This window comes from Microbacterium sp. DMC48, from assembly GCF_056313825.1.
Map to the genome: position 1 here is coordinate 476,010 of NZ_JBQUZN010000005.1, position 18,927 is coordinate 494,936.

Below are 18,927 nucleotides of genomic sequence, written 5' to 3' on the forward strand. Positions count from 1 at the left end.
GAGGGTCCTGCCGGGCCGCCCCCTGCATGACCGCGACCCGACAGGAGTGCAGGGGTCAGGGCGAGGGGATGCCGCCGTTGACGTTCAGCGTTTCGCCGATGACATAGCTGGACTCGGCCGATGCGAGGAACACGTAGGCGGGGGCGAGTTCGGCGGGCTGGCCCATTCGCCCGAGCGCGGTGTCCTCGCCGAAGCTGTCGAGCTTGTCCTGCGGCTGGCCGTCGGTGGGCTGCAGCGCCGTCCAGATCGGCCCGGGCGCGACCGCGTTGACGCGGATGCCCCGGGGTGCGACCTGTTGGGCGAGCGCCTTCGTGAACGCATTGATCGTGGCCTTCGTCGACGCGTAGTCGACGAGCACATCAGAGGGCTTGTACGCCTGGATGGAGGTCGTGTTGATGATCGACGAGCCGGGTTCGAGGTGCGCGAGGGCGGCCTTGGTGATCCAGAACATCGCGTACACGTTGGTCTTGAACGTGTCGTCGAACTGCTCGTCGCTCAGGGTCTCGAGATCTTCGTTGAAGATCTGCTTGCCCCCGTTGTTGACGAGGATGTCGAGTCCGCCGAGGCCGTCGACGGTCTTCTCGACCAGGTCGCGGCAGTAGGCGGCATCCTTCAGATCCCCCGGAAAGGTGAGCGCCGTGACGCCGGCGTCGCGGATGAGCCCGGCGATGCGCTGCGCGTCCTCCTCCTCTTCGGGCAGATAGGAGATCGCGACGTCGGCGCCTTCGCGCGCGAACGCGATCGCGGTGGCGGCACCGATGCCCGAGTCGCCGCCGGTGATGAGGGCGCGGCGGCCGCGCAGACGCCCGGTTCCGCGGTAGGTGTCCTCGCCGAGATCCGGACGGGGCGTCAGTTCGGCCTCGAGGCCGGGTTCCGGCATCCGCTGCTTCTGCGGCTCGATGTCGGCATAGAGGGCGGCCGGGTCGGTGAACGTGTACTGGTCGCGGGTCATTCCGGCAGTCTCGGCGACCGGGCGCCGCCGCGCAGGTGGATTGACAGTGCCGTCGGGCGGTGTTAGCGCGCGCGGGCGCGCTCGTCCGTCCCGTCGTGCCGCCATGCCTCGTCCACAGCGACATCTGCGGCCGGACGACCGGGGGCGGCGCGGCCGCGGCGTGCGATCGCGACGTTCACGACGCCCAGCGACAGGACGATCGCCGCGGCCAGGGCCGGCACGGCCATCGCGACGCCCAGCGAAACCTCTTCGGCGATCCAGCCGGTGGCCGCCGCGGCGAGCGCCTGCGCGAGCGTGAGGGCGGAGCTGAGCAGCGTCATGGTCGTCGCCGATCGTCCGCGCGGGGCACGCTCACCCGCGAGCGAGAACAGCGTCACCAGCGTCGGCCCGACCCCGAGGCCCATGACGAGCAGCCAGCCGGCGACCACGCCCAGGCTCGACGAGGTCGCATACCCGACGGATGCCGCCGTCAGCACTCCCGCGAAGGCGAGCCAACGGTGGCGCAGGGCGAAGCGCGCGGGCAGCAGCACGACGCCGAGGGCCAGCACCGCGGAGCCGATGCCCATGAGCCCGTAGAGCAGGCCCGCCTGCGCCTCGTCGCCCGCAGCCCGCGCGAAGGCCGTCAGTGACGTCAGCGCCGCGCCGAAGAACATTCCCACCCCGAACGTCGCCGCCACCAGCACGAGCATCGAGGGCGTCAGCACCGCGCGGAAGGCGGCGCGCTCCGCCGCGGTGTCGGCGCGACTCTGCAGCAGGCGCGCGGTGGGGTGCAGCGCGAACGCGAGCACGAAGCCGAAGCTGAGCGCTGCGGCCACCGCGATCGGAGCCCACGGTGCGATGAGGGCTGCGAGGATGCCGACCAGGAACGGGCCGATGACGAAGGCCGTCTCGTCGGCAGCCGACTCGTACGACATCAGCCGCGAGGTCGTCTTCGTGCGCCGCTCGGGAGCGATGCGCGCGGCGACGATGGCCAGCAGCCGGCTGCGCGACATGGCCGCCGCCTGCGGTCCGGTCAGCCCGATCGCCAGAGCCGCCGCCAGGATCACGCCCGGGGGCGCCTCCGCCGTCGCGACCAGCGGGAACAGCGCGAGCAGGATGCCGTTGGCGAGCCCCACCGGGACGAGCACGCGCCGCTGTCCGTGTCTGTCCACGAGATCGCCCATGATGGGGCCCGCGATGACGACGCCGATGCCGACGGCGGCCGAGGTGAGCCCGCCGAAGCCGACCGAGTCGGTCGCGTGGACGACGAGCATGAGCACGCCGACGGTCATCATCGCGAAGGGCAGACGTGCAACGAATGCGATCGGCCAGTAGGCCCATCCGGTGTGCGCGATCAGCGATGAACGACCGCTGGCGGTCGAGGGGTGGTGCACGGGGTTCCTCCGGGACATGGGCTCGTTGTTCACGTGCCGCCTTGCCCTCCGAACGAATCCGGGGCCGGGTGCCGTCCGCGACGTCGCGGTCGGATGGCTGGGTGGAGCAGGTAGATGCACTTCGCGCTCCGCGAAGGAGCACGACACTCGAGTGTACCGGATGGATATCTCCGGTGGTCTGACCACACGGCGAAATCGGAGTAGCATCGAACGGTCCCCGACCGCCAGCGACAACGGTGCCGCCTCCTCACAGATGGGCACCCGCGCATGTCAGTCGCCACCTCCTCCCTGCCGATTCCGGTCGCAGGGGCCAGACGCCGTGCACGCGTGGCACCCTGGCTGCGCGTGAGCGCCGCGGTGTTCGCCGTGGCATGGGGCGGCAACGAGTTCACGCCGTTGCTGGTCACCTACCGGCTGGAGCAGCACCTCAGCGCTCTGACCGTGAACCTCCTCCTCGGCGCGTATGTCCTCGGCATCGTGCCGGCCCTGCTCATCGGCGGCCCCCTCTCGGATCGGTTCGGCCGCCGGGCCCTCGCCCTGCCCGCACCCGTCCTCGCGCTCACCGGTTCCGCCGTTCTCGCCGCCGGCGGCGGATCGGCCGCGCAACTCTTCACCGGCCGGGTCTTCTCGGGCCTCGCGCTCGGTCTCGTGATGGCCGTGGGCACGGCCTGGATCAAAGAGCTCTCGGCAGCTCCGTTCGACACCGGCGCCGACGCCGGCGCCGGTGCGCGCCGCGCGGCGCTCGTGCTGACGGTCGGGTTCGCCCTGGGAGCCGCGGTGGCAGCCGCCATCGCGCAGTCGGGGACGGCTCCGGAAGTGCTGCCGTATCTCGTCAACATCCTGCTGTGCGCGCTCGCTCTCGCGCTCATGTGGTCGGCCCCCGAGACGCGCACGCGCAGCGCGCACCCCGGTCGACTGCGCGACGACCTCCGTATCCCGGCGGCGACTCACCGCCGCTTCGTGTTCGTCGTCGCCCCGCTCGCCCCGTGGGTGTTCGGCACGGCGGCGAGCGCCTATGCGATCCTGCCCGTGCTCTTCTCCGCCCAGGTGCCCGGCTTCGAAGTCGGGTTCGCGGGTCTGCTGTGTCTCATCGCGCTCGGATGCGGTGTGGCAGCCCAGAGCCTCGTGCGGCGCATCGATCGGGCCGGCAGCGCGCGGACGATCATCGCGTCCTTCGCGGCAACGGCGATCGGGCTGGCCCTCGCGGCAGCGGCGGCGCTGAGCATGTCACTGGCCGTCGCGATCATCGCCGCGGCAGCTCTGGGCACGGCCTACGGCTTCCTGCTGGTCACCGGCTTGCAGGAAGTGCAACGGATCGCCGGCCCCGACGATCTGGCCGGTCTGACCGCCGTCTACTACTCCCTCAGCTACCTCGGATTCTTCGTTCCGGCCCTACTCGCCTCGCTGAGCCCTGTGATCGGGTACCCCCTGCTGTTCGGGGCAGGCACCCTCTTCGCCCTCGTCAACCTGGTGGCGACGTCGGCGGCGCACCGCCGCTGCTGAGGTCGGCGGCGCTCAGGCGGAGAAGAACGCTTCCGCCGCGCGGCTGAGGGCGAACAGGTCGGCCGTGCCGGCGAGCTCGCGGGCGGAGTGCATCGAGAGGATGGGAATGCCGACGTCGACGGTGCGGATGCCGAGTCGCGTCGCCGTGATCGGCCCGATCGTCGACCCGCAGGGCACGGCGTTGTTCGAGACGAACTCCTGCGAGACGACGCCCGCGGCGTCGCACCAGCCGTGCCACGCGGCCGCACCGGCGGCATCCGTCGCGTAGCGCTGATTCGCGTTGATCTTCAGGATCGGACCACTGCCGAGGACGGGCTGGACGACGGGGTCGTGCTTTTCGGGGTAGTTCGGGTGCACGGAGTGGCCGACATCGCTGGAGACACACCAGGATGCCGCGAGTGCCCGCAGCTGCTCGTCGCGATCGGCCCCGAGTCCGCGCTGCACCCGCTCGATCACGTCCGACAGGAACGGGCCGGCGGCGCCGGAGCGCGTCGCCGAGCCGACTTCCTCGTGGTCGAAGACCGCGAGCATCGGGATGTGCGCGGTGTCGGACGGCGCGGCGACGAGGGCGGTGACGCCGGCGTGCACCGACGCGAGGTCATCGAGACGGCCGCTGGCGAAGAAGACGTCGTCCTTGCCGAAGACAGCGCCGCGCGCGGCGTCGGCGGTCACGATGTCGTAGCCACGAATGCGTGCGGCGTCGATGCCGGCGGCGGCCGCGAGCTCACCGAGCAGGTCGGCCGACGCGGCGTCGCCGAGCCCCCAGACGGGCTGGGTCTGGGTCTGCTTGTTCAGAGCGAGGTGGTCGTTGGCCTCACGGTCGAGGTGGATCGCGAGCTGCGGCAGACGCAGCAACGGCCCGGTTGCGGTCAACACGGCGGAGCCGTCATCGAGTACCAGACGCCCGGCGAGGCGCAGCTCGCGATCGAGCCAGGAGTTCAGCAGCGGGCCGCCGTAGATCTCGACTCCCGCCTGCAGCCAGCCGAAGCGACCGGTGGTCGGCTTCGGCTTGAGCTTCAGCGCCGGGGAGTCGCTGTGGGCGCCGAAGACGTGGATGCCGGTGCGCGCATCGGCCGCACGCGGCACCACCCAGGCGATGACGGCGCCGTCGCGCACGACGACGTACCGCCCGCCCGCAGCGAGCGACCACGCCTCTGCCTCGACGAGGGAGGCGAATCCGGCATCCTCCAGCCGTCGCGCGACCTCCGCAGCCGCGTGGAAGCTCGAAGGAGACGCGGCGACGAAATCGGCGAGATCGTCGGCGTGGGCGCGGGCGGCAGCGGAAGCGGGCATCTCCTCAGCGTAGTTCGGGGTCCGGGCTCATGCCGCGCGGCGTCGCGCCGCCGCGCGCTGAACGATCAGCGCGATCAGCCGCCACCCCAGCAGGAAGACGGCGAGCACGATGCCCGCGACGATCACGAACGACACGGCGATGCCCTGGCCCGACACGACGCGCAGCAGCATGCCGCCCGCGAGCGTCATCGCCCACACCGGCAGCCCGGTGCGAGCGAGCGCGCGCGGCGCCCGCCACGCCTGCGCAATCAGCCAGCCGAGCACGAGAGCCGCCAGAAACGGCCACGCCGTGATGGCGAGTCCCGTCCACACGTCGGAATCGTGGCTGGCTCGACCCACGGCCGCGAAGGTGACGACCAGCGCCGCGTCGAGGGCGAAGGAGAGGAGGACGGAAGCGGATCGTGACATGCCTCCATCCTCCTCCCGTCGCGCGGTGGGTCAGTTGAGCGCGCGGGTGCCCGCGGGGATCACACCGTCGGCGTAGAGGCTGCGGGTGACGTCCTGGAACGCGGTCAGCGCGACCCGCTGCGTCAGCGGACCGTACGAGATTCGGGCGACGCCGAGCCGCTCGTATTCCCCCGCGGAGAGGGCACCGGGAAGGCCGATCACACTCACCGACCGCTCACCGATGCCCGCGACGAGCTGCGCGGTCGCTTCGGCATCGAGCACCCCCGGGACGAACACCGAGGTCGCGCCGGCATCGAGGAAGGCCCGTCCGCGTGCGATGGCGTCGTCGATCGAATCGGCCAGCGGGCGCTCGCCTCCGCGGACGACCGCGTCGGTGCGGGCGTTGAGCGCGAACGGGACGCCCTCGGCATCCGCGGCGGCGACGGCGGCCGCGACCCGAGCGACGGACTCGTCGAACGGGCGCAGGCGATCCTCCATGTTCGCACCGACGACACCGACCGCGATCGCGCGGCGGATCGTGTCGGCGGGGTCGTCGTACCCGTCGTCGAGATCGGCACTGACCGGAACCTCACCGGCGACGGCGACGATGCGCCCGACCATGTCGAGCGTCGTCTCCAGCGGAATCGTCCCATCCTCGTAGCCGAAGGATGCGGCGATGGAGTGCCCGGCGGTCGCCAGGGCGCGCGTCTCGGGCAGCGCGAGGACGGCTTTCGCGGAGACCACGTCCCACACGTTGGCGACGCGGAGGATCTCGGGGGCGGCGTACAGGTCGCGCAGGCGCTGAGCGCGGGCGGCGAGGGAGGCATCTGTCATGTCTCCAGCCTGACCACCGGATGCCGCGGGCACCATCTCTTGACACGGTCTTCTCAGCAGCCTCGTGGGAATGCGGGGGCGCGCGGCCGGTGTTGGAACCCGCATGACCACTGTGGGAATCATCGGAGCAGGACACATCGGCAGCGCGCTCGCAGAGGGCCTCGTCGGACGTGGGTACGACGTCGTCATCAGCAACTCGCGGGGACCCGAGACGCTCGAAGGGCTGGTGGCCCGCTTGGGCGCGAACGCGCGCGCGGCGACGCCCGCCGAAGCAGCGGAAGCCGCGGACTGGGCGATCGTCACCGTTCCCTTGAAGGCGATCGCCGACATTCCGGCCGCGCCGTTGGCCGGCAAGGTCGTGCTCGACACGAACAACTACTACTGGGAGCGCGACGGGCGCATCGACGCACTCGAGGCCAAGGAGACGACCACGACGCAGATGGTTCAGGACCACCTCGCCGACGCACGCGTCGTGAAGGCGTTCAACCACATCCCCGCCGCCGCCATCCTCACCGACGGCGCCCCGGCCGGCACCCCCGGTCGTCGCGCGCTCGCGATCGCGAGCGACCACGCGGATGCCGCGGCCCTCGCGACCGCCGTCTACGACGAGTTCGGCTTCGACACCGTCGACATCGGCTCGGTCGCCGAGAGTTGGCGGGTCGAGCGCGACCAGCCCGCCTACGTCGTCCGTCAGGACGCCGACGAGCTCCGCGCGAACCTGGCCCGAGCGACCCGCTGAGACACGCCGTCAGCGCGCGACGATCTCGTCCGCGTTGTCGGCGATCCAGCCCATCAGCGGGAGCACTCGCTGCATGAGCTCGTCGCCGCGGGCGGTGAGCGCATACTCGACGCGCGGCGGCACCTCGGGGTAGGCGGTACGCACGACCAGGCCGTCGGCCTCGAGGGTGCGCAGCGTCGACGCGAGCATCTTCTCGCTGATGCCGTCGACCGCTCGCCGCAGTTGACCCCACCGGGCCGTGCCCTCGCTGAGCGCCAGCAGCACGAGAATGCCCCACTTGCTCATCACGTGGTCGAGCACGGTGCGCGTGGGGCAGTTCTCGGTGAAGACCTGGTCGTGCTGTGTCCGGATTTCCGCGAGACTTACCGCCATGTGGGTACCTTACCGAAAAGTGGGTACCCGATCGACGGAATGCATCGAAGGCCCCGCAGGGTTCTTCTCCTCGGACCCCAAGGAAAGGACCTCCCATGACCATCCTCGTCACCGGTGCCAGCGGGCACCTCGGCCGCCTCGTCATCGACGCACTGCTGTCTCGCGGCGCCACGGCATCCGACATCGTCGCCGGCGCGCGCACCCTCTCCGCGATCGATGACCTCGCCGCGCGCGGCGTGCGCACCGTGCACCTCGACTACAACGACCCCGCGACGATCGCGGCGGCGCTCGACGGCGTCGACACCGTGCTGCTGGTCTCGGGCTCGGAGGCGGGCCGCCGCTACGCCGGCCACAAGAACGTCATCGACGCAGCCGCCGCCGCCGGCGTTGCGAAGTTCGTCTACACGAGCGTGTCGAAGGCCACGAGCTTCGACTGGCCGCTGGGTGCCGAGCACAAGGCCACGGAGCACGCCCTGTCCGCGAGCGGGCTGCCCACCGTGATCCTGCGCAACGACTGGTACACCGAGAACTACGTCGGCGACGTGCAGCGCGCCGCCGAGTCCGGCGTCATCGCAGCCTCGGTCGCCGACGGCCGGGTCGCCCCCGCGGCCCGCGCCGACTATGCCGAAGCCGCCGCGGTGGTGCTCCTGGAAGACGGACACATCGGTGAGGTCTACGAGCTCGCGGGCGATGCGAGCCTCGGCTACGCCGACCTCGCCGCCGCCGCCGCCGAGGCCCTCGGGCGAGAGGTCGCCTACGTGCCGGTTTCGCGCGACGACTTCGTCGCCGCGCTGCAGGGATCGGGACTCGACGCCGGAACCGCCGAGTTCGTGGCGAGCATGGAGGACGGCATCCGCGGTGGCGTCCTCGCCGACACCGACGGCACGCTGTCGCGCCTCATCGGCCGCCCGACGACTCCCGTCGTCGACACGTTCCGCGCCGCGCTGGCGGGCTGAATCGACGGCTCGAGGCGGTCGGCACGGCGCTCACTCCGGTCGCCCGATCGCCTCGAGCCACCGCAGCCACACCTCACTCAGGGTGGGGTAGGCCGGCACGGCGTGCCACAGCCGCGCGAGCGGAACCTCGCCGACGATCGCGATCGTCGCCGCCTGCAGAAGCTCTGCCGTATCCGCACCGACGAGGGTCGCTCCCACCAGCACGCCCCGATCGGTGTCGATGACCGCCCGCGCGTGCCCGCGATAATCGGCGGAGCGCGTGCTCGCCCCCGCGATGTTCGCGAGGTCGTAGTCCACGACCCGGACGGCGAGCCCTTCCTTCTGCGCCTGCGCGGCCGTCCGGCCGACGGCGGCGACCTCGGGCGAGGTGAACACGACCTGCGGGACGGCGACGTGGTCCGCCGTCGCGACGTGGGTGCCCCACTCCTGGTCGTCGACGGCGCGGCCGCGGGCGCGGGCCGCGATGACGTCACCGGCCGCCCGCGCCTGGTACTTGCCCTGATGGGTCAGCAGTGCCCGGTGGTTGACGTCGCCGACGGCGTACAGCCAGTCGCTGCCGCGAACCCGCATCGTGTCGTCGACATCCAGCCACGAGCCGGGCGTCAGATCGGCCGTCTCCAGGCCCACGTCCCCCGTCCGAGGCACGCGCCCCGTCGCGACGAGGATCTCGGATGCCGTGATCTCGCCGTCGGCCAGCGTCACCGTGACCGCGCCGGTCGCGGCATCCCGCGATACCGCCTGGATCTCGGCGCCGGTGCGCACCTCGACGTCCGCCGCGCGCAGGGCTGTCGCCACCGCTTCGCCGGCGAACGGCTCCATCCCCCCCAGAAGGCCGGAACGGGCGAGCACGGTGACGTGGCAGCCGAACGAGGCGTACGCGGTCGCCATCTCGCACGCCACGACCCCGCCGCCGAGAATGACGAGAGAGTCGGGCACCCGATGTGCGCCCGTCGCTTCGCGCGAGGTCCACGGTGCGCAATCGGCGAGTCCGGCGATGTCCGGCAGCAACGCCGCCGATCCGGTGCAGACGGCGACGGCGTGCCGGGCGCGCAGCACGACGGCATCCGTCCCGCCCTGGCGCACCGTGACCTCCCGCGGGGCGCTCAGACGCCCGTGGCCACGGACGAGGGCGATGCCGGCACCGTCGAGCCACTCGACCTGTCCGGAGTCGTTCCAGTCGTGCACGATCTCGTCGCGCCGGCGAAGCACCGCCGCGACGTCGACAGGCCCGGACGGGGCGGCTGCCAGGGCGCCGGGGGCATCGGCGGCGTCGGCGCGGGCGGCGCCGGCGCGCAGCAGCACCTTCGACGGCATGCACGCCCAGTAGCTGCATTCGCCCCCGACGAGCTCGGACTCGACGATCGCCACCGTCAGCCCTCCCTGCACGGCACGGTCGGCGACGTTCTCGCCCACGGGCCCGGCACCGATCACGATGAGGTCGTACTCTGCGGATTCCATCCCTCACGCATACCCGACTGTGACGCCAGATTCCAGCCCCTGTCACGGTGTCGGAGGGATGTGGTTGGGTGGATCATCCGACCCCGGAGGACGTATGGCGATCGAGTTCCGCTCCGTCACGAAGCGCTTCGCTGACGGCACCACCGCTGTGGACGACTTCAGCCTCGTCCTGCCCGCGCACAAGACCACCGTGTTCGTGGGCTCCTCGGGCTGCGGCAAGACGACACTGCTGCGGATGATCAACCGCCTCATCGAGCCGACCAGTGGCGAGATCACGATCGACGGAGAACCCATCCGCGACCGCAACCCCGTGCAGCTGCGCCGCGGCATCGGCTACGTGCTGCAGAACGCAGGACTGCTCCCCCACTTCAGCGTCGTCGACAACGTCGCCACGGTTCCGGTCCTGAACGGCACTCCGAAGAAGCAGGCGCGAGCGCGCGCCCTCGAGCTGCTGGACATCGTCGGTCTCGATCGGTCTCTGGCCGATCGCTACCCCCGTCAGCTCTCCGGCGGACAGCAGCAACGCGTCGGCGTCGCGCGCGGCCTCGCCGCCGACCCCAACATCCTGCTGATGGACGAGCCGTTCGGCGCCGTCGACCCGATCGTCCGCAAGGAACTGCAGGCCGAGACCATCCGCCTGCAGCGCGACCTCGACAAGACGGTCGTCTTCGTCACCCACGACATCGACGAGGCCTTCCTGCTGGGCGACCAGGTCGTCATCCTCGAAAAGGGCGCCCACATCGCCCAGGTCGGCACCCCCGACGAGATCATCGCCGCGCCTGCCAGCGAGTTCGTCGCCGAATTCGTCGGCGTCGAGCGGGGCTCACGCGCCCTCACCGCGAAGAAGACCGCGCACGGCACCGTGCTCGTGGATGCCGCGGGTCGCGCGCAGGGCGTGCTGGTCGACGGAGCGCCATGAACTGGGTCGTCAACAACCTCGATCTGATCGGCGGGCTGACCCTCGCGCATCTGCGCCAGAGCGCGATCGCGATCGTCGCGGCCTTCGTCATCGCGCTTCCCCTCGGCTGGGTCGCCTGGCGCTACACGGCTCTGCGAGGGTCGGTGCTCACCACGATCGGCCTGCTGTACACCATCCCCTCCCTGGGGCTCTTCGCGCTGCTCTGGGCGGTCTTCGGCATCCCCTACCTCTCGGAGAACAACCTCATCATCGCGCTGACGGTCTACGGCGTCGCGATCATGACACGGTCGGTCGCCGACGGCCTCGACGCGGTCGACGCCGCGACCCGCGACGCCGCCATCGCGGTCGGCTACGGGCCCTGGCGACGTTTCTGGACCGTCGACCTCCCGCTGGCCGGTCCGGTGCTGCTCGCGGGGCTTCGCGTGACGGCCACGTCCACGATCGCGCTGGCGACGGTCGGCATCCTCATCGGCGTGGAGAACCTCGGGTACCTGTTCACCAACGGCCTGCAACGGCGGATCATCCCCGAAGTGCTCGCGGGCGTGGTGATCGTGGTGCTGATCGCGCTCCTCTTCGATCTGCTGCTCGTTCTCGCGGGACGCCTGCTCATGCCGTGGGTGCCTCGCCGCGACGGCAGTCGCGCCGAGCGACGCGCCCTGCGCCGCTTCGCGGCCGAGGGGGCGGCATGAACCTCTTCGCCGACGCCTTCGCGTGGATCTTCTCCCCCGACCGCCTCACCGGCTCGCTCCCGCTGCCCGAGGCGATCGCTCAGCACCTGGCGTTCACCTTCGGCTCGGTTCTCGTCGCCGCGCTCATCGCCATCCCCGCCGGTTGGGCGATCGGCCACACCGGCCGCGGACGGGAGTTCGCGGTCGCCCTCTCCGGGGCGGCGCGGGCCATCCCCACGCTCGGTCTGGTCGTGCTGCTGTATCTGCTGGTCGGCGTCGTCTACAAGAGCCAGGCCGCCGTCGTGGCCTTCGTCATCCTCGCGATTCCCTCTATCCTCGCCGGCGCCTACGCCGGCTTCGAGGCGATCGACCGGTCCACGATCTCCGCGGCGCGCGCGGTCGGCATGACCGGTCGCCAGATCCTCTGGAAGGTCGAGGTGCCGCTCGGCCTGCCGCTGCTGATCGGCGGCGTCCGTTCCGCGACCCTGCAGGTCGTCGCCACCGTGACGATCGCCACCTATGTCGGTCTCGGCGGCCTCGGCTTCTACATCATCCAGGGCATCCAGCTGCGCGACACCGCCCAGATCCTCGGCGCCTCCCTCCTCGTCGTCGCCTTGGCACTCGTCATCGACGGAATCTTCGCGCTGCTGCAGCGCATCGTCGTGCCGCGCGGCGTCGCCGGTCGCGCCGCGCGTGCACGGCCGACCAGCCGGCCCGCCACGGCATCCTGACGTCCTCCTCACAGCACCCAACGAAAGGCACCCCTCATGTCCGCACTGCGCACCTCCCGCGTCGGAGCGCGCCTGGCCCTGGCGGCCACGGCGCTCACCGTCACCGCCCTCGCCCTCACCGGCTGCGGCTCCAGCGGCTCCCTCGAGCAGCCGGCCGCCACCGGCGGCGCGACCGGCTCGTCCGAGACGATCACCATCGGCTCGCAGGCCTACTACTCGAACGAGATCATCGCCGAGATCTACGCTCAGGCGCTCGAAGGCGCCGGCTTCACGGTGGACCGCAAGTTCAACATCGGACAGCGCGACGCGATCGTGCCGTCGCTGCAGAACGGCACGATCTCGCTGACCCCGGAGTACACCGGAAACCTTCTGCAGTACTTCGACAAGAGCACCACCGCAACGACCACCGAGGACGTGTACGCGGCTCTGAAGAAGGCGCTGCCCGAAGGCCTGAGCGTGCTCGACCAGGCGTCGGCGACCGACCAGGACTCCTACAACGTGACGGCGGCCTTCGCAGCGCAGCACAACCTCAAGAGCATCGCCGACCTGGCCAACGTCCCGAACCTCGTCCTCGGTGGCGCACCCGAGCTCGAACAGCGCCCCTACGGTCCGACCGGGCTGAAGGACAAGTACGGCGTCACGGTGAGTTTCAGCGCCACGGCCGACACGACCGTCGACGAGCTCGTCGCCGGCGGCATCCAGCTGGCCGACGTCTACAGCGCCGACCCGAGCATCAAGACGAAGAACCTCGTGACGCTGGAAGACCCGAAGGGCCTGTTCCTCGCCTCGCACGTCGTGCCGCTCGTGGGAACCTCGTTCCCGGCCGATGCGGCGGACGTCATCAACGCGGTGGACGCGAAGCTCACCCCCGAGGGTCTCGTCGCGCTGAATGTCGAGTCCAAGGTCGACCAGAAGTCGACGAAGGACATCGCCGCCGCCTGGCTGAAGTCCAACGGCCTGGGCTGACCTCGCCCCCGATTCGCTCTTCTGCGTTTCGATTCGTCTGCGTTCCGACTCGTCACTGCGCTCCTCGCTCAACGACCGGGTACAAACCCCCGGTCGTTGAGCGAGCGCGCGTCGAAACGCAGAGCGCAGCGCGTCGAAACGCTGCGCCCTCGGTCGCGGCGTCAGAACGACTGCAGGCTCGCGCGCAGGCCGCCGTCCGACAGCTCGTCGCGCAGGATGCCGCGGCGACGCAGCACCGGTACGAGCTCGTCGAGCGTGCGGTGGATCGTCACGGGGTGCAGGTCGCCCCACAGCAGCACCCCGTCGTTGCCCCACTCGCCGAGTTCCTCGACGAGATCGGCGAACTCCTCCGCCGTGCCCACGAAGCCGGTGCGGTCCGAGATGCGACCCGCCCGTGACAGCGCGGTGAGGTGGGTCCGCAGTGGCGCGGTCGCGGCATCCCGGTCGCCGATGAGTCGACGGATGGATCCCTGCGAGACGTGTTCGGCGAAGATGCCTTCCGGCAGCGGAGCATCCAGATCGAGGACGGTGAGGTCGGTCTCGAGGTCGCTCGACTGCCGTTGGGCGATCGCACGCAGAGCGGCGTCGTCGGGGTGCGCGGAGGCGGCGACGACCCGGTCCGCCTCCTCCGCCGACGAGACGATCACCGGCTGCAGCGCGAACAGGATCTTGACGTCGGACGGCGCCCGCCCGCGCTCCGCGGCGGCGGCGTGGATCTTCGCGCGGTAGGCGCGCACGCTCTGCTCCGTCAGCGGCGCGAGCGCCAGTTGGATGTCGGAGTTCGCGCCCGCGAAGCCGAGCCCACGCCCCGACCCTCCGGGTGAGGCGATGACGGGTTCGCCGCGCCGGAACGGCACGGCATTGAGCGGGCCGTCGAAAGCGAAGTACTCGCCGCGGTGTCGCACCGGATCCAGTTTCGTGCCGTCGGCGTAGACGCCGGTGGCCGCATCGCGCACCAGCGCCCCCTCACCCCACGAGTTCCAGAGGGCGCGGATGCCGTCGAGCCACTCCTCGGCGCGATCGTAGGCCGCGTCGTGGCTCAGCTGTGGAGCGCCACCGAAGTGGCGGGCGCTTCCGGTGTCGGTCACGACGTTCAATCCGAGCCGGTCGCCGCTCAGATGCTGCAGCGTCGCGAACTGGCGGGCGGCCGTGTAGGGAAGGTACGCGGCCGGGTTGACCGTCGGGATCACACCCAGGCGCGTCGTCGCTTGGAAGAGGTACGGGGCCAGCAGCAGCGAGTCGAGCTTCGGACCGCCGAAGGCGTGCCGTACGCGCAGGTCGATGGTCTCGGGCGAGCCGAGCGAGGGCGCGTCCTCGATGAGCACGAACTCGAAGCCGGCACGTTCGAGCTCTCGTGCGGACTGCTGGTAGAGATCGGGACGCGTCCAGTCCCAGTTCCAGTCCAGGTACGGATGCCCCCAGCCATGCGGCCCGAAGCCGCGCGCCAGGAACCAACCGAAGTGCTGCAGCCGGCTCACGCGAGCACCGCGACGGGAACGTCGCTGGCGACCGACAACGCCTGGGCGAGGTCGTCGATCAAGTCGTGGACGTCTTCGATGCCGATCGAGACCCGCAGCGTTCCGGGGTGCACGCCGACCGCGGCGCGCTCGGCGTCGGTCAGCGCCGCGTGGGAGGTGGATGCCGGGTGCAGCACGAGCGAGCGCACATCGCCGAGGTGCGTCATGTGCGTGAAGACGTCGAGGGCCTCGACGAACCGGCGCGCCATCTGGGCGTCACCGTGGAGTGTGAAGCTGAAAACGGATCCGAACCCGTCGGCAAGATCGCGCTGGGCGAGTTGATGATCGCGATGCGAAGCGAGACCGACGTAGTCGACCGCGGCCACTTCGGGGCGCGCTTCCAGCCATTGCGCGAGCGCCCACGCGTTGGCGCTCTGGCGCTCGACCCGCAAGCTGAGAGTCTCGATGCCCTGTCCGATCAGAAACGCGTTCAGCGGCGAGGGCGTGGGGCCGAATCGCGGAGCAACCGACTCACGGGCATACGCGATGCGCGCGTCTGCGCCCATCCGCTCGAAGATGCTCGGCGCGCCGCCCCGACCCGGCGCCACCAGATGCGGGTAGGTCTGCGCGATCGTCGCGGCGTCGATACGGCCACTGTCGACGATGGCGCCACCGAGCACGCTGCCGTGGCCGGCGAGGAACTTGCTCGCAGAGTGGACCACGATGTCGGCGCCGAGCTCGAGCGGTCGGACGAGGTACGGAGTGGCGAAGGTGTTGTCGATGACCAGAACGATCCCGTGCCGATGCGCGAGCGCCGCAAGCGCCGGAATGTCGACGAGTCGGTTGCTCGCGTTGGAGATCGATTCTGCGAACAGCGCACGGGTCGTCGGGAGGATGGCGGCCTCCCAGGCGGAGAGGTCGTCGATCTCGCTGACGAAATCGGTCGTCACGCCCAAACGTGGCAGGTTTTCGCGCAGCAGGCCGCGGGTTCCCTCGTAGATGTGGGTCGATGCCACAATGTGCTGCCCCGCTTCGAGCAGCGAAAGCAAAGCGACCGTCGTCGCCGCCTGGCCGCTGGCCAGCAGCAGTGCCTGCGAGCCGCCTTCCAGGGCGGCCAGGGTGTGCTCGACCGCGTCGATCGTCGGATTGCCGATGCGCGTGTAGGCGTAGCCCTCTCCCCGACCGAAATGCGCGGCGGCGTCGTCGTACTCGCCGAACTCGAAGCCGGCGGTGAGATAGATCGGTGTCGCACGGGCCGCCGCGATCGCGCCGTGGTCTCGCCGCGGCCGGTCGTGCAGCTGCCGTGTGCTGAATGCTCGCCTGCTCACGGGTCCTCCTGTCGACATCGACGGATCGGGCGTCGATGACCGACCCATCGTCGCGGTCGAGCGCGGTCGAGGACCAATCGCGTTTCGTCGTGTGACGGCCCACTCAGGCCGACGCCGCTCCCGCCCGCGACAGCGCGCGCAGTGCGAGGAACGTCACCCATCTGGAGGGCTCACCGACCTCGACATCCAGGGGGAACCACACCTCGCCGGGAAAGTGAAACCCCTGCAGCCAGCGACCGTCGCTCTGACAGCCGGCACGCACGATCTCGAGAGTGTCCGCGGCACGCGGATCGAGCGGGATGCCGTCGCGCACGGCCGCCGCCGTGACGTGGTCGGCGGCCTTCAGCGCACTGAACGGCGCTCGGTAGGGATACACGAGCAGATCCGTCCAGGGTCCGACCTGTTCGCCGGTCGACAGGCGGGTGCGCAGACGCCGGGCGAGCAGGTACTCCTCGCCTCGTCGCCGCGAGGCCGTCACAGAGCTGTCACCGGTCAGCTCCTCATACGCGAGCAGGCCGCGCACGGCATTGATCGTCGAGTGGAACGATGAGCGCACCGACCCGTCGACCCACTCGCAGTTCCAGCCGCCGTCCGGCAGCTGATGAGCGTCAAACCACGCGGCGAGCGGCGACATGTCGCGACCCAGCCACGCCCCGTTCGCCAGCGTCATCGCGTTGATGCAGACATCGACCTCACCGTCCCAATAGGGCAGATCGTCGTACTCCCAACGGGCGCTCACGGCCAGCCGGTCGGCCGTGTCGCCGAGCGCGGCGGCATCCATCCCCCACTCGCGCAGGGTCGTCAGTGTCCAGGTCGTCGCGGTGTACGGCTGACCGGGAATCTCATCCTGGGTGGCGACATCGAAGCCGCCCGGAAAGAAGGCGCCGCCCGCCCACTGTCCGTCGGGGTCCTGATACGAGAGCAGACGCGCACCGTCGCCCTCGAGAGGGATTCGGGCGCGCGTCGCGCGCCACACCTCGGCGGGTTCGTCCAGGAGGTCGCGCTCGACCTGCCATCGCAGCGTGGGGTCCGAATCGAGCAGCCAGTCCCGAACCGTCTCGTCGATCATGCGCACACCCCCCTCGCCAGACCCGCGCGCCTCACCGCGCCCGTTGAACGGGAACACCGAGCCAGTCGGCCAGATCACCGATCTCGGCCTCCACCATCTCGCGCTCCTCGGGTTCGAGCTCGATGAACTCGTGCACGGCGGTCACCATGAGGTTCTCCTTCTTCTTGTCCAGCTCGGCATCCAGGAGACCGACGAAGCGATCACCCACGAGGATCGGGTGTGCGAAGTATCCGTAGCGACGTTGGGCCTTGGGCTTGAACTGCTCGAGTACGAAGGAGAACTCGAAGAGCTCGGTCAACCGTGGACGGTCGAAGAGCATGCCGTCGTACGGATTGAGGATCGCCACCCGACCTCCGGCGTCGTCGTCGAGCGCGGCGAGTGCTGCCGGATCGACCCGCCATGACCATGACGATCCCTCGACCGTTGCCGGCTCTCCCACGGTGCCCACCGGCGTCCATCGCGAGTTCTGCCGTGCGATGCCGGCGGCCTGCAACCGGCGCTCTTCCAGAACGCGCGCGGCCTCGTCGGGATCGATCACGGGCACGTCGGCGTACACCCGCTCTCCCAGGTCCCACACGCGCTGGCGGCCCTCGCGGCCGACGACCGCCGCCTCGCCGACGTAGGACAGCAGATCGAGCATCCGCGGCACCTGGTTCGAGCCGTACCAGCCGGCCTCGTCCTTGTGCGCGACCTGGCTCGTATCGTCGATCTGGCCCGCCAGCAACGGGCCGTCGGCGCGCAGGCGCGCGAGAACGTCTGCGCGAAAACGCGCATTCGCCTCCAACCAGCCCGCCGCCTGCGCTCGGAACACCCGCGCACGCATGCCTGCGAGCAGTGCAGGTCGCAGGGATGCCGCGTGGACCTGCCCGTCGAACTCGAACAGCGTCCGATCGTCCTCGACCGCCTTGGTGAGCTGGCCGGGTTCGTACCCCCAGCCGATCCGGGTGAACGGGATGGTCTGCTCAGCGGGCGCGATCGTGGCCGTGGGATCGATCTTGATCGACCCGAGCTGTTCGCCGACTTCGACGACATCTCCGGGGCGGTCGGCGTCGAGCAGCTGAGCGCGCACGGCGATGCGTCGCGCCTGCTCCCGACTCAGGTGATGCATGCAGCGAGCGTACTCGCCGTCACGGACACGCGCCGCTGCCCGTGCCGCCCTCAGCCCGCCGTGGCCGGTGCGAGTGCACTGTCGACGGCGACGCGCTCATCGAACACGAAGCAGTCGCCGCGGTAGTGCGCCTGCCCCTGCGCAGCGAACCACCCCAGGATGCCGCCATCGAGCTGCCAGGCCTCGATGCCCTCCTCGCGAAGGACGAGCGCAGCCTTCTCGCACCGGATGCCGCCGGTGCAGTAGCTGACGACCGTCTTGTTGCGCAGCTCGCCACGATGTGCGGCGACGGCATCCGGAAACTGCGTGAAACGCTCCAGCCGCCAGTCCAAGGCCCCTTCGAAGGCACCGTCGTCGACCTCGAAGGCGTTGCGGGTGTCGAGCATGACGACCTCGCGGCCCGCGTCGTCGTGCCCCTGATCGAGCCAGCGGCGCAGCGTCTCCGGCGAGACTGCCGGAGCGCGCCCCTCTGCCGGGCGGATCGTCGGGCGGTCCATCCGGATGATCTCCCGCTTGAGCTTCACCAGCATCTTGCGAAACGGCTGCGCGGAAGACCAGCTCTCGGTAGCCCGCAGCGGGGCGAAGCGAGGGTCGGCGCGAAGCTCGTCGAGGTAGGCGCGCAACGGCTCCGCCGCACCCGCCAAGAAGAGATTGATCCCTTCTTCGGCGAGGATGATCGTCCCCTTCAGACCCGCCGCGACCGCACGCTCCCACATCGGCCCGCGCAGCTGCGCGGCATCCGTCAGATGGGTGAACAGGTAGGCGGAGACATTGAGCACGGCGGGAGCGGCAGACACCGTTCGAGCCTACGGCG

At 70.5% G+C, this 18,927-nt stretch carries 19 protein-coding genes; 7 read left to right on the plus strand and 12 right to left on the minus strand.

The annotated features are described in order from the left end of the window. Positions 1 to 55 precede the first annotated feature (55 nt). Together ACT53O_RS11405 and ACT53O_RS11410 are read right to left on the minus strand one after the other, a co-directional pair. Complete coding sequence (locus ACT53O_RS11405; protein WP_112930884.1) at positions 56 to 952, minus strand: SDR family oxidoreductase; 897 nt, start codon at positions 950 to 952, stop codon at positions 56 to 58. 62 nt (positions 953 to 1,014) lie between these two features. After that, positions 1,015 to 2,343, minus strand: a complete 1,329-nt coding sequence (locus ACT53O_RS11410) for an MFS transporter (RefSeq protein ID WP_476152482.1) — start codon at positions 2,341 to 2,343, stop codon at positions 1,015 to 1,017. Between the two features lie 249 nt (positions 2,344 to 2,592). Between ACT53O_RS11410 and ACT53O_RS11415 the strand changes: the two genes are divergently transcribed. Beyond that, positions 2,593 to 3,828, plus strand: a complete 1,236-nt coding sequence (locus ACT53O_RS11415) for an MFS transporter (protein ID WP_476152484.1) — start codon at positions 2,593 to 2,595, stop codon at positions 3,826 to 3,828. 12 nt (positions 3,829 to 3,840) lie between these two features. Here ACT53O_RS11415 and ACT53O_RS11420 read toward each other — a convergent pair whose 3' ends face one another. From ACT53O_RS11420 to ACT53O_RS11430, 3 genes are read right to left on the minus strand one after another with little or no spacing between them, the layout of a single operon-like run. After that, complete coding sequence (locus ACT53O_RS11420) at positions 3,841 to 5,121, minus strand: M18 family aminopeptidase (RefSeq protein ID WP_135949441.1); 1,281 nt, start codon at positions 5,119 to 5,121, stop codon at positions 3,841 to 3,843. Positions 5,122 to 5,148: 27 nt separating this feature from the next. Then, positions 5,149 to 5,529 carry a DUF3054 domain-containing protein gene (locus ACT53O_RS11425; RefSeq protein ID WP_036319961.1) on the minus strand — a complete coding sequence of 127 codons (381 nt, stop codon included), beginning with the start codon at positions 5,527 to 5,529 and terminating at the stop codon, positions 5,149 to 5,151. A gap of 30 nt (positions 5,530 to 5,559) precedes the next feature. Further along, the gene (locus ACT53O_RS11430; protein ID WP_135949442.1) at positions 5,560 to 6,342 is read right to left on the minus strand and encodes an isocitrate lyase/PEP mutase family protein; all 783 of its coding nucleotides are present in this window, start codon (positions 6,340 to 6,342) and stop codon (positions 5,560 to 5,562) included. A 70-nt stretch (positions 6,343 to 6,412) separates the two neighbouring features. Here ACT53O_RS11430 and ACT53O_RS11435 point away from each other — a divergent pair, with 70 nt between their 5' ends. Beyond that, on the plus strand, positions 6,413 to 7,081 hold the full coding sequence (locus ACT53O_RS11435; RefSeq protein WP_347877428.1) for an NADPH-dependent F420 reductase: 669 nt from the start codon (positions 6,413 to 6,415) through the stop codon (positions 7,079 to 7,081). 9 nt (positions 7,082 to 7,090) lie between these two features. Here ACT53O_RS11435 and ACT53O_RS11440 read toward each other — a convergent pair whose 3' ends face one another. Then, a complete protein-coding gene (locus tag ACT53O_RS11440; protein ID WP_036286201.1) occupies positions 7,091 to 7,453 on the minus strand; it encodes a winged helix-turn-helix transcriptional regulator in 363 nt (120 codons plus the stop codon). Between the two features lie 95 nt (positions 7,454 to 7,548). Between ACT53O_RS11440 and ACT53O_RS11445 the strand changes: the two genes are divergently transcribed. Then, positions 7,549 to 8,409 (plus strand): NAD(P)H-binding protein, encoded by an 861-nt coding sequence (locus ACT53O_RS11445; protein ID WP_476152488.1) that lies wholly within the window; start codon positions 7,549 to 7,551, stop codon positions 8,407 to 8,409. 30 nt (positions 8,410 to 8,439) lie between these two features. Here the strand turns inward: ACT53O_RS11445 and ACT53O_RS11450 are convergent, their stop codons facing one another. Then, complete coding sequence (locus ACT53O_RS11450; RefSeq protein WP_347417599.1) at positions 8,440 to 9,867, minus strand: dihydrolipoyl dehydrogenase family protein; 1,428 nt, start codon at positions 9,865 to 9,867, stop codon at positions 8,440 to 8,442. A gap of 94 nt (positions 9,868 to 9,961) precedes the next feature. Here ACT53O_RS11450 and ACT53O_RS11455 point away from each other — a divergent pair, with 94 nt between their 5' ends. From ACT53O_RS11455 to ACT53O_RS11470, 4 genes are read left to right on the plus strand one after another with little or no spacing between them, the layout of a single operon-like run. Further along, on the plus strand, positions 9,962 to 10,786 hold the full coding sequence (locus tag ACT53O_RS11455) for an ABC transporter ATP-binding protein (RefSeq protein ID WP_039411552.1): 825 nt from the start codon (positions 9,962 to 9,964) through the stop codon (positions 10,784 to 10,786). Then, positions 10,783 to 11,475, plus strand: coding sequence for an ABC transporter permease (locus ACT53O_RS11460; RefSeq protein ID WP_112930874.1), 693 nt, complete (start codon positions 10,783 to 10,785; stop codon positions 11,473 to 11,475). Before ACT53O_RS11455 ends, ACT53O_RS11460 begins: the two co-directional genes overlap by 4 nt. Beyond that, complete coding sequence (locus tag ACT53O_RS11465) at positions 11,472 to 12,185, plus strand: ABC transporter permease (RefSeq protein ID WP_347417600.1); 714 nt, start codon at positions 11,472 to 11,474, stop codon at positions 12,183 to 12,185. The genes ACT53O_RS11460 and ACT53O_RS11465 overlap by 4 nt, the downstream gene beginning before the upstream one ends. 36 nt (positions 12,186 to 12,221) lie before the next feature. After that, positions 12,222 to 13,151 (plus strand): ABC transporter substrate-binding protein, encoded by a 930-nt coding sequence (locus ACT53O_RS11470; protein ID WP_135949446.1) that lies wholly within the window; start codon positions 12,222 to 12,224, stop codon positions 13,149 to 13,151. A 161-nt stretch (positions 13,152 to 13,312) separates the two neighbouring features. Here ACT53O_RS11470 and ACT53O_RS11475 read toward each other — a convergent pair whose 3' ends face one another. The 5 genes from ACT53O_RS11475 to ACT53O_RS11495 form a co-directional block, all read right to left on the minus strand. Beyond that, on the minus strand, positions 13,313 to 14,629 hold the full coding sequence (locus ACT53O_RS11475) for an LLM class flavin-dependent oxidoreductase (RefSeq protein WP_476152492.1): 1,317 nt from the start codon (positions 14,627 to 14,629) through the stop codon (positions 13,313 to 13,315). Further along, on the minus strand, positions 14,626 to 15,936 hold the full coding sequence (locus ACT53O_RS11480) for an O-acetylhomoserine aminocarboxypropyltransferase/cysteine synthase family protein (protein ID WP_476152494.1): 1,311 nt from the start codon (positions 15,934 to 15,936) through the stop codon (positions 14,626 to 14,628). Before ACT53O_RS11480 ends, ACT53O_RS11475 begins: the two co-directional genes overlap by 4 nt. A gap of 103 nt (positions 15,937 to 16,039) precedes the next feature. Then, positions 16,040 to 17,005, minus strand: coding sequence for a squalene cyclase (locus tag ACT53O_RS11485; protein WP_476152496.1), 966 nt, complete (start codon positions 17,003 to 17,005; stop codon positions 16,040 to 16,042). Between the two features lie 31 nt (positions 17,006 to 17,036). Then, on the minus strand, positions 17,037 to 18,113 hold the full coding sequence (locus ACT53O_RS11490; RefSeq protein ID WP_476152498.1) for a DNA glycosylase AlkZ-like family protein: 1,077 nt from the start codon (positions 18,111 to 18,113) through the stop codon (positions 17,037 to 17,039). Between the two features lie 50 nt (positions 18,114 to 18,163). Beyond that, a complete protein-coding gene (locus tag ACT53O_RS11495; protein WP_476152500.1) occupies positions 18,164 to 18,910 on the minus strand; it encodes a sulfurtransferase in 747 nt (248 codons plus the stop codon). Positions 18,911 to 18,927: the final 17 nt, after the last annotated feature.

Excerpts from the sequence above, each read along its gene's own strand:
- ACT53O_RS11460 (WP_112930874.1), top strand. The coding sequence starts at position 10,783 with ATGAACTGGGTCGTCAACAACCTCGATCTGATCGGCGGGCTGACCCTC.
- ACT53O_RS11410 (WP_476152482.1), bottom strand. The coding sequence starts at position 2,343 with ATGTCCCGGAGGAACCCCGTGCACCACCCCTCGACCGCCAGCGGTCGT.
- ACT53O_RS11450 (WP_347417599.1), bottom strand. The coding sequence starts at position 9,867 with ATGGAATCCGCAGAGTACGACCTCATCGTGATCGGTGCCGGGCCCGTG.
- ACT53O_RS11470 (WP_135949446.1), top strand. The coding sequence starts at position 12,222 with ATGTCCGCACTGCGCACCTCCCGCGTCGGAGCGCGCCTGGCCCTGGCG.
- ACT53O_RS11445 (WP_476152488.1), top strand. The coding sequence starts at position 7,549 with ATGACCATCCTCGTCACCGGTGCCAGCGGGCACCTCGGCCGCCTCGTC.
- ACT53O_RS11485 (WP_476152496.1), bottom strand. The coding sequence starts at position 17,005 with ATGATCGACGAGACGGTTCGGGACTGGCTGCTCGATTCGGACCCCACG.
- ACT53O_RS11430 (WP_135949442.1), bottom strand. The coding sequence starts at position 6,342 with ATGACAGATGCCTCCCTCGCCGCCCGCGCTCAGCGCCTGCGCGACCTG.
- ACT53O_RS11405 (WP_112930884.1), bottom strand. The coding sequence starts at position 952 with ATGACCCGCGACCAGTACACGTTCACCGACCCGGCCGCCCTCTATGCC.
- ACT53O_RS11435 (WP_347877428.1), top strand. The coding sequence starts at position 6,413 with ATGCGGGGGCGCGCGGCCGGTGTTGGAACCCGCATGACCACTGTGGGA.
- ACT53O_RS11455 (WP_039411552.1), top strand. The coding sequence starts at position 9,962 with ATGGCGATCGAGTTCCGCTCCGTCACGAAGCGCTTCGCTGACGGCACC.
- ACT53O_RS11440 (WP_036286201.1), bottom strand. The coding sequence starts at position 7,453 with ATGGCGGTAAGTCTCGCGGAAATCCGGACACAGCACGACCAGGTCTTC.
- ACT53O_RS11490 (WP_476152498.1), bottom strand. The coding sequence starts at position 18,113 with ATGCATCACCTGAGTCGGGAGCAGGCGCGACGCATCGCCGTGCGCGCT.
- ACT53O_RS11420 (WP_135949441.1), bottom strand. The coding sequence starts at position 5,121 with ATGCCCGCTTCCGCTGCCGCCCGCGCCCACGCCGACGATCTCGCCGAT.
- ACT53O_RS11465 (WP_347417600.1), top strand. The coding sequence starts at position 11,472 with ATGAACCTCTTCGCCGACGCCTTCGCGTGGATCTTCTCCCCCGACCGC.
- ACT53O_RS11415 (WP_476152484.1), top strand. The coding sequence starts at position 2,593 with ATGTCAGTCGCCACCTCCTCCCTGCCGATTCCGGTCGCAGGGGCCAGA.
- ACT53O_RS11425 (WP_036319961.1), bottom strand. The coding sequence starts at position 5,529 with ATGTCACGATCCGCTTCCGTCCTCCTCTCCTTCGCCCTCGACGCGGCG.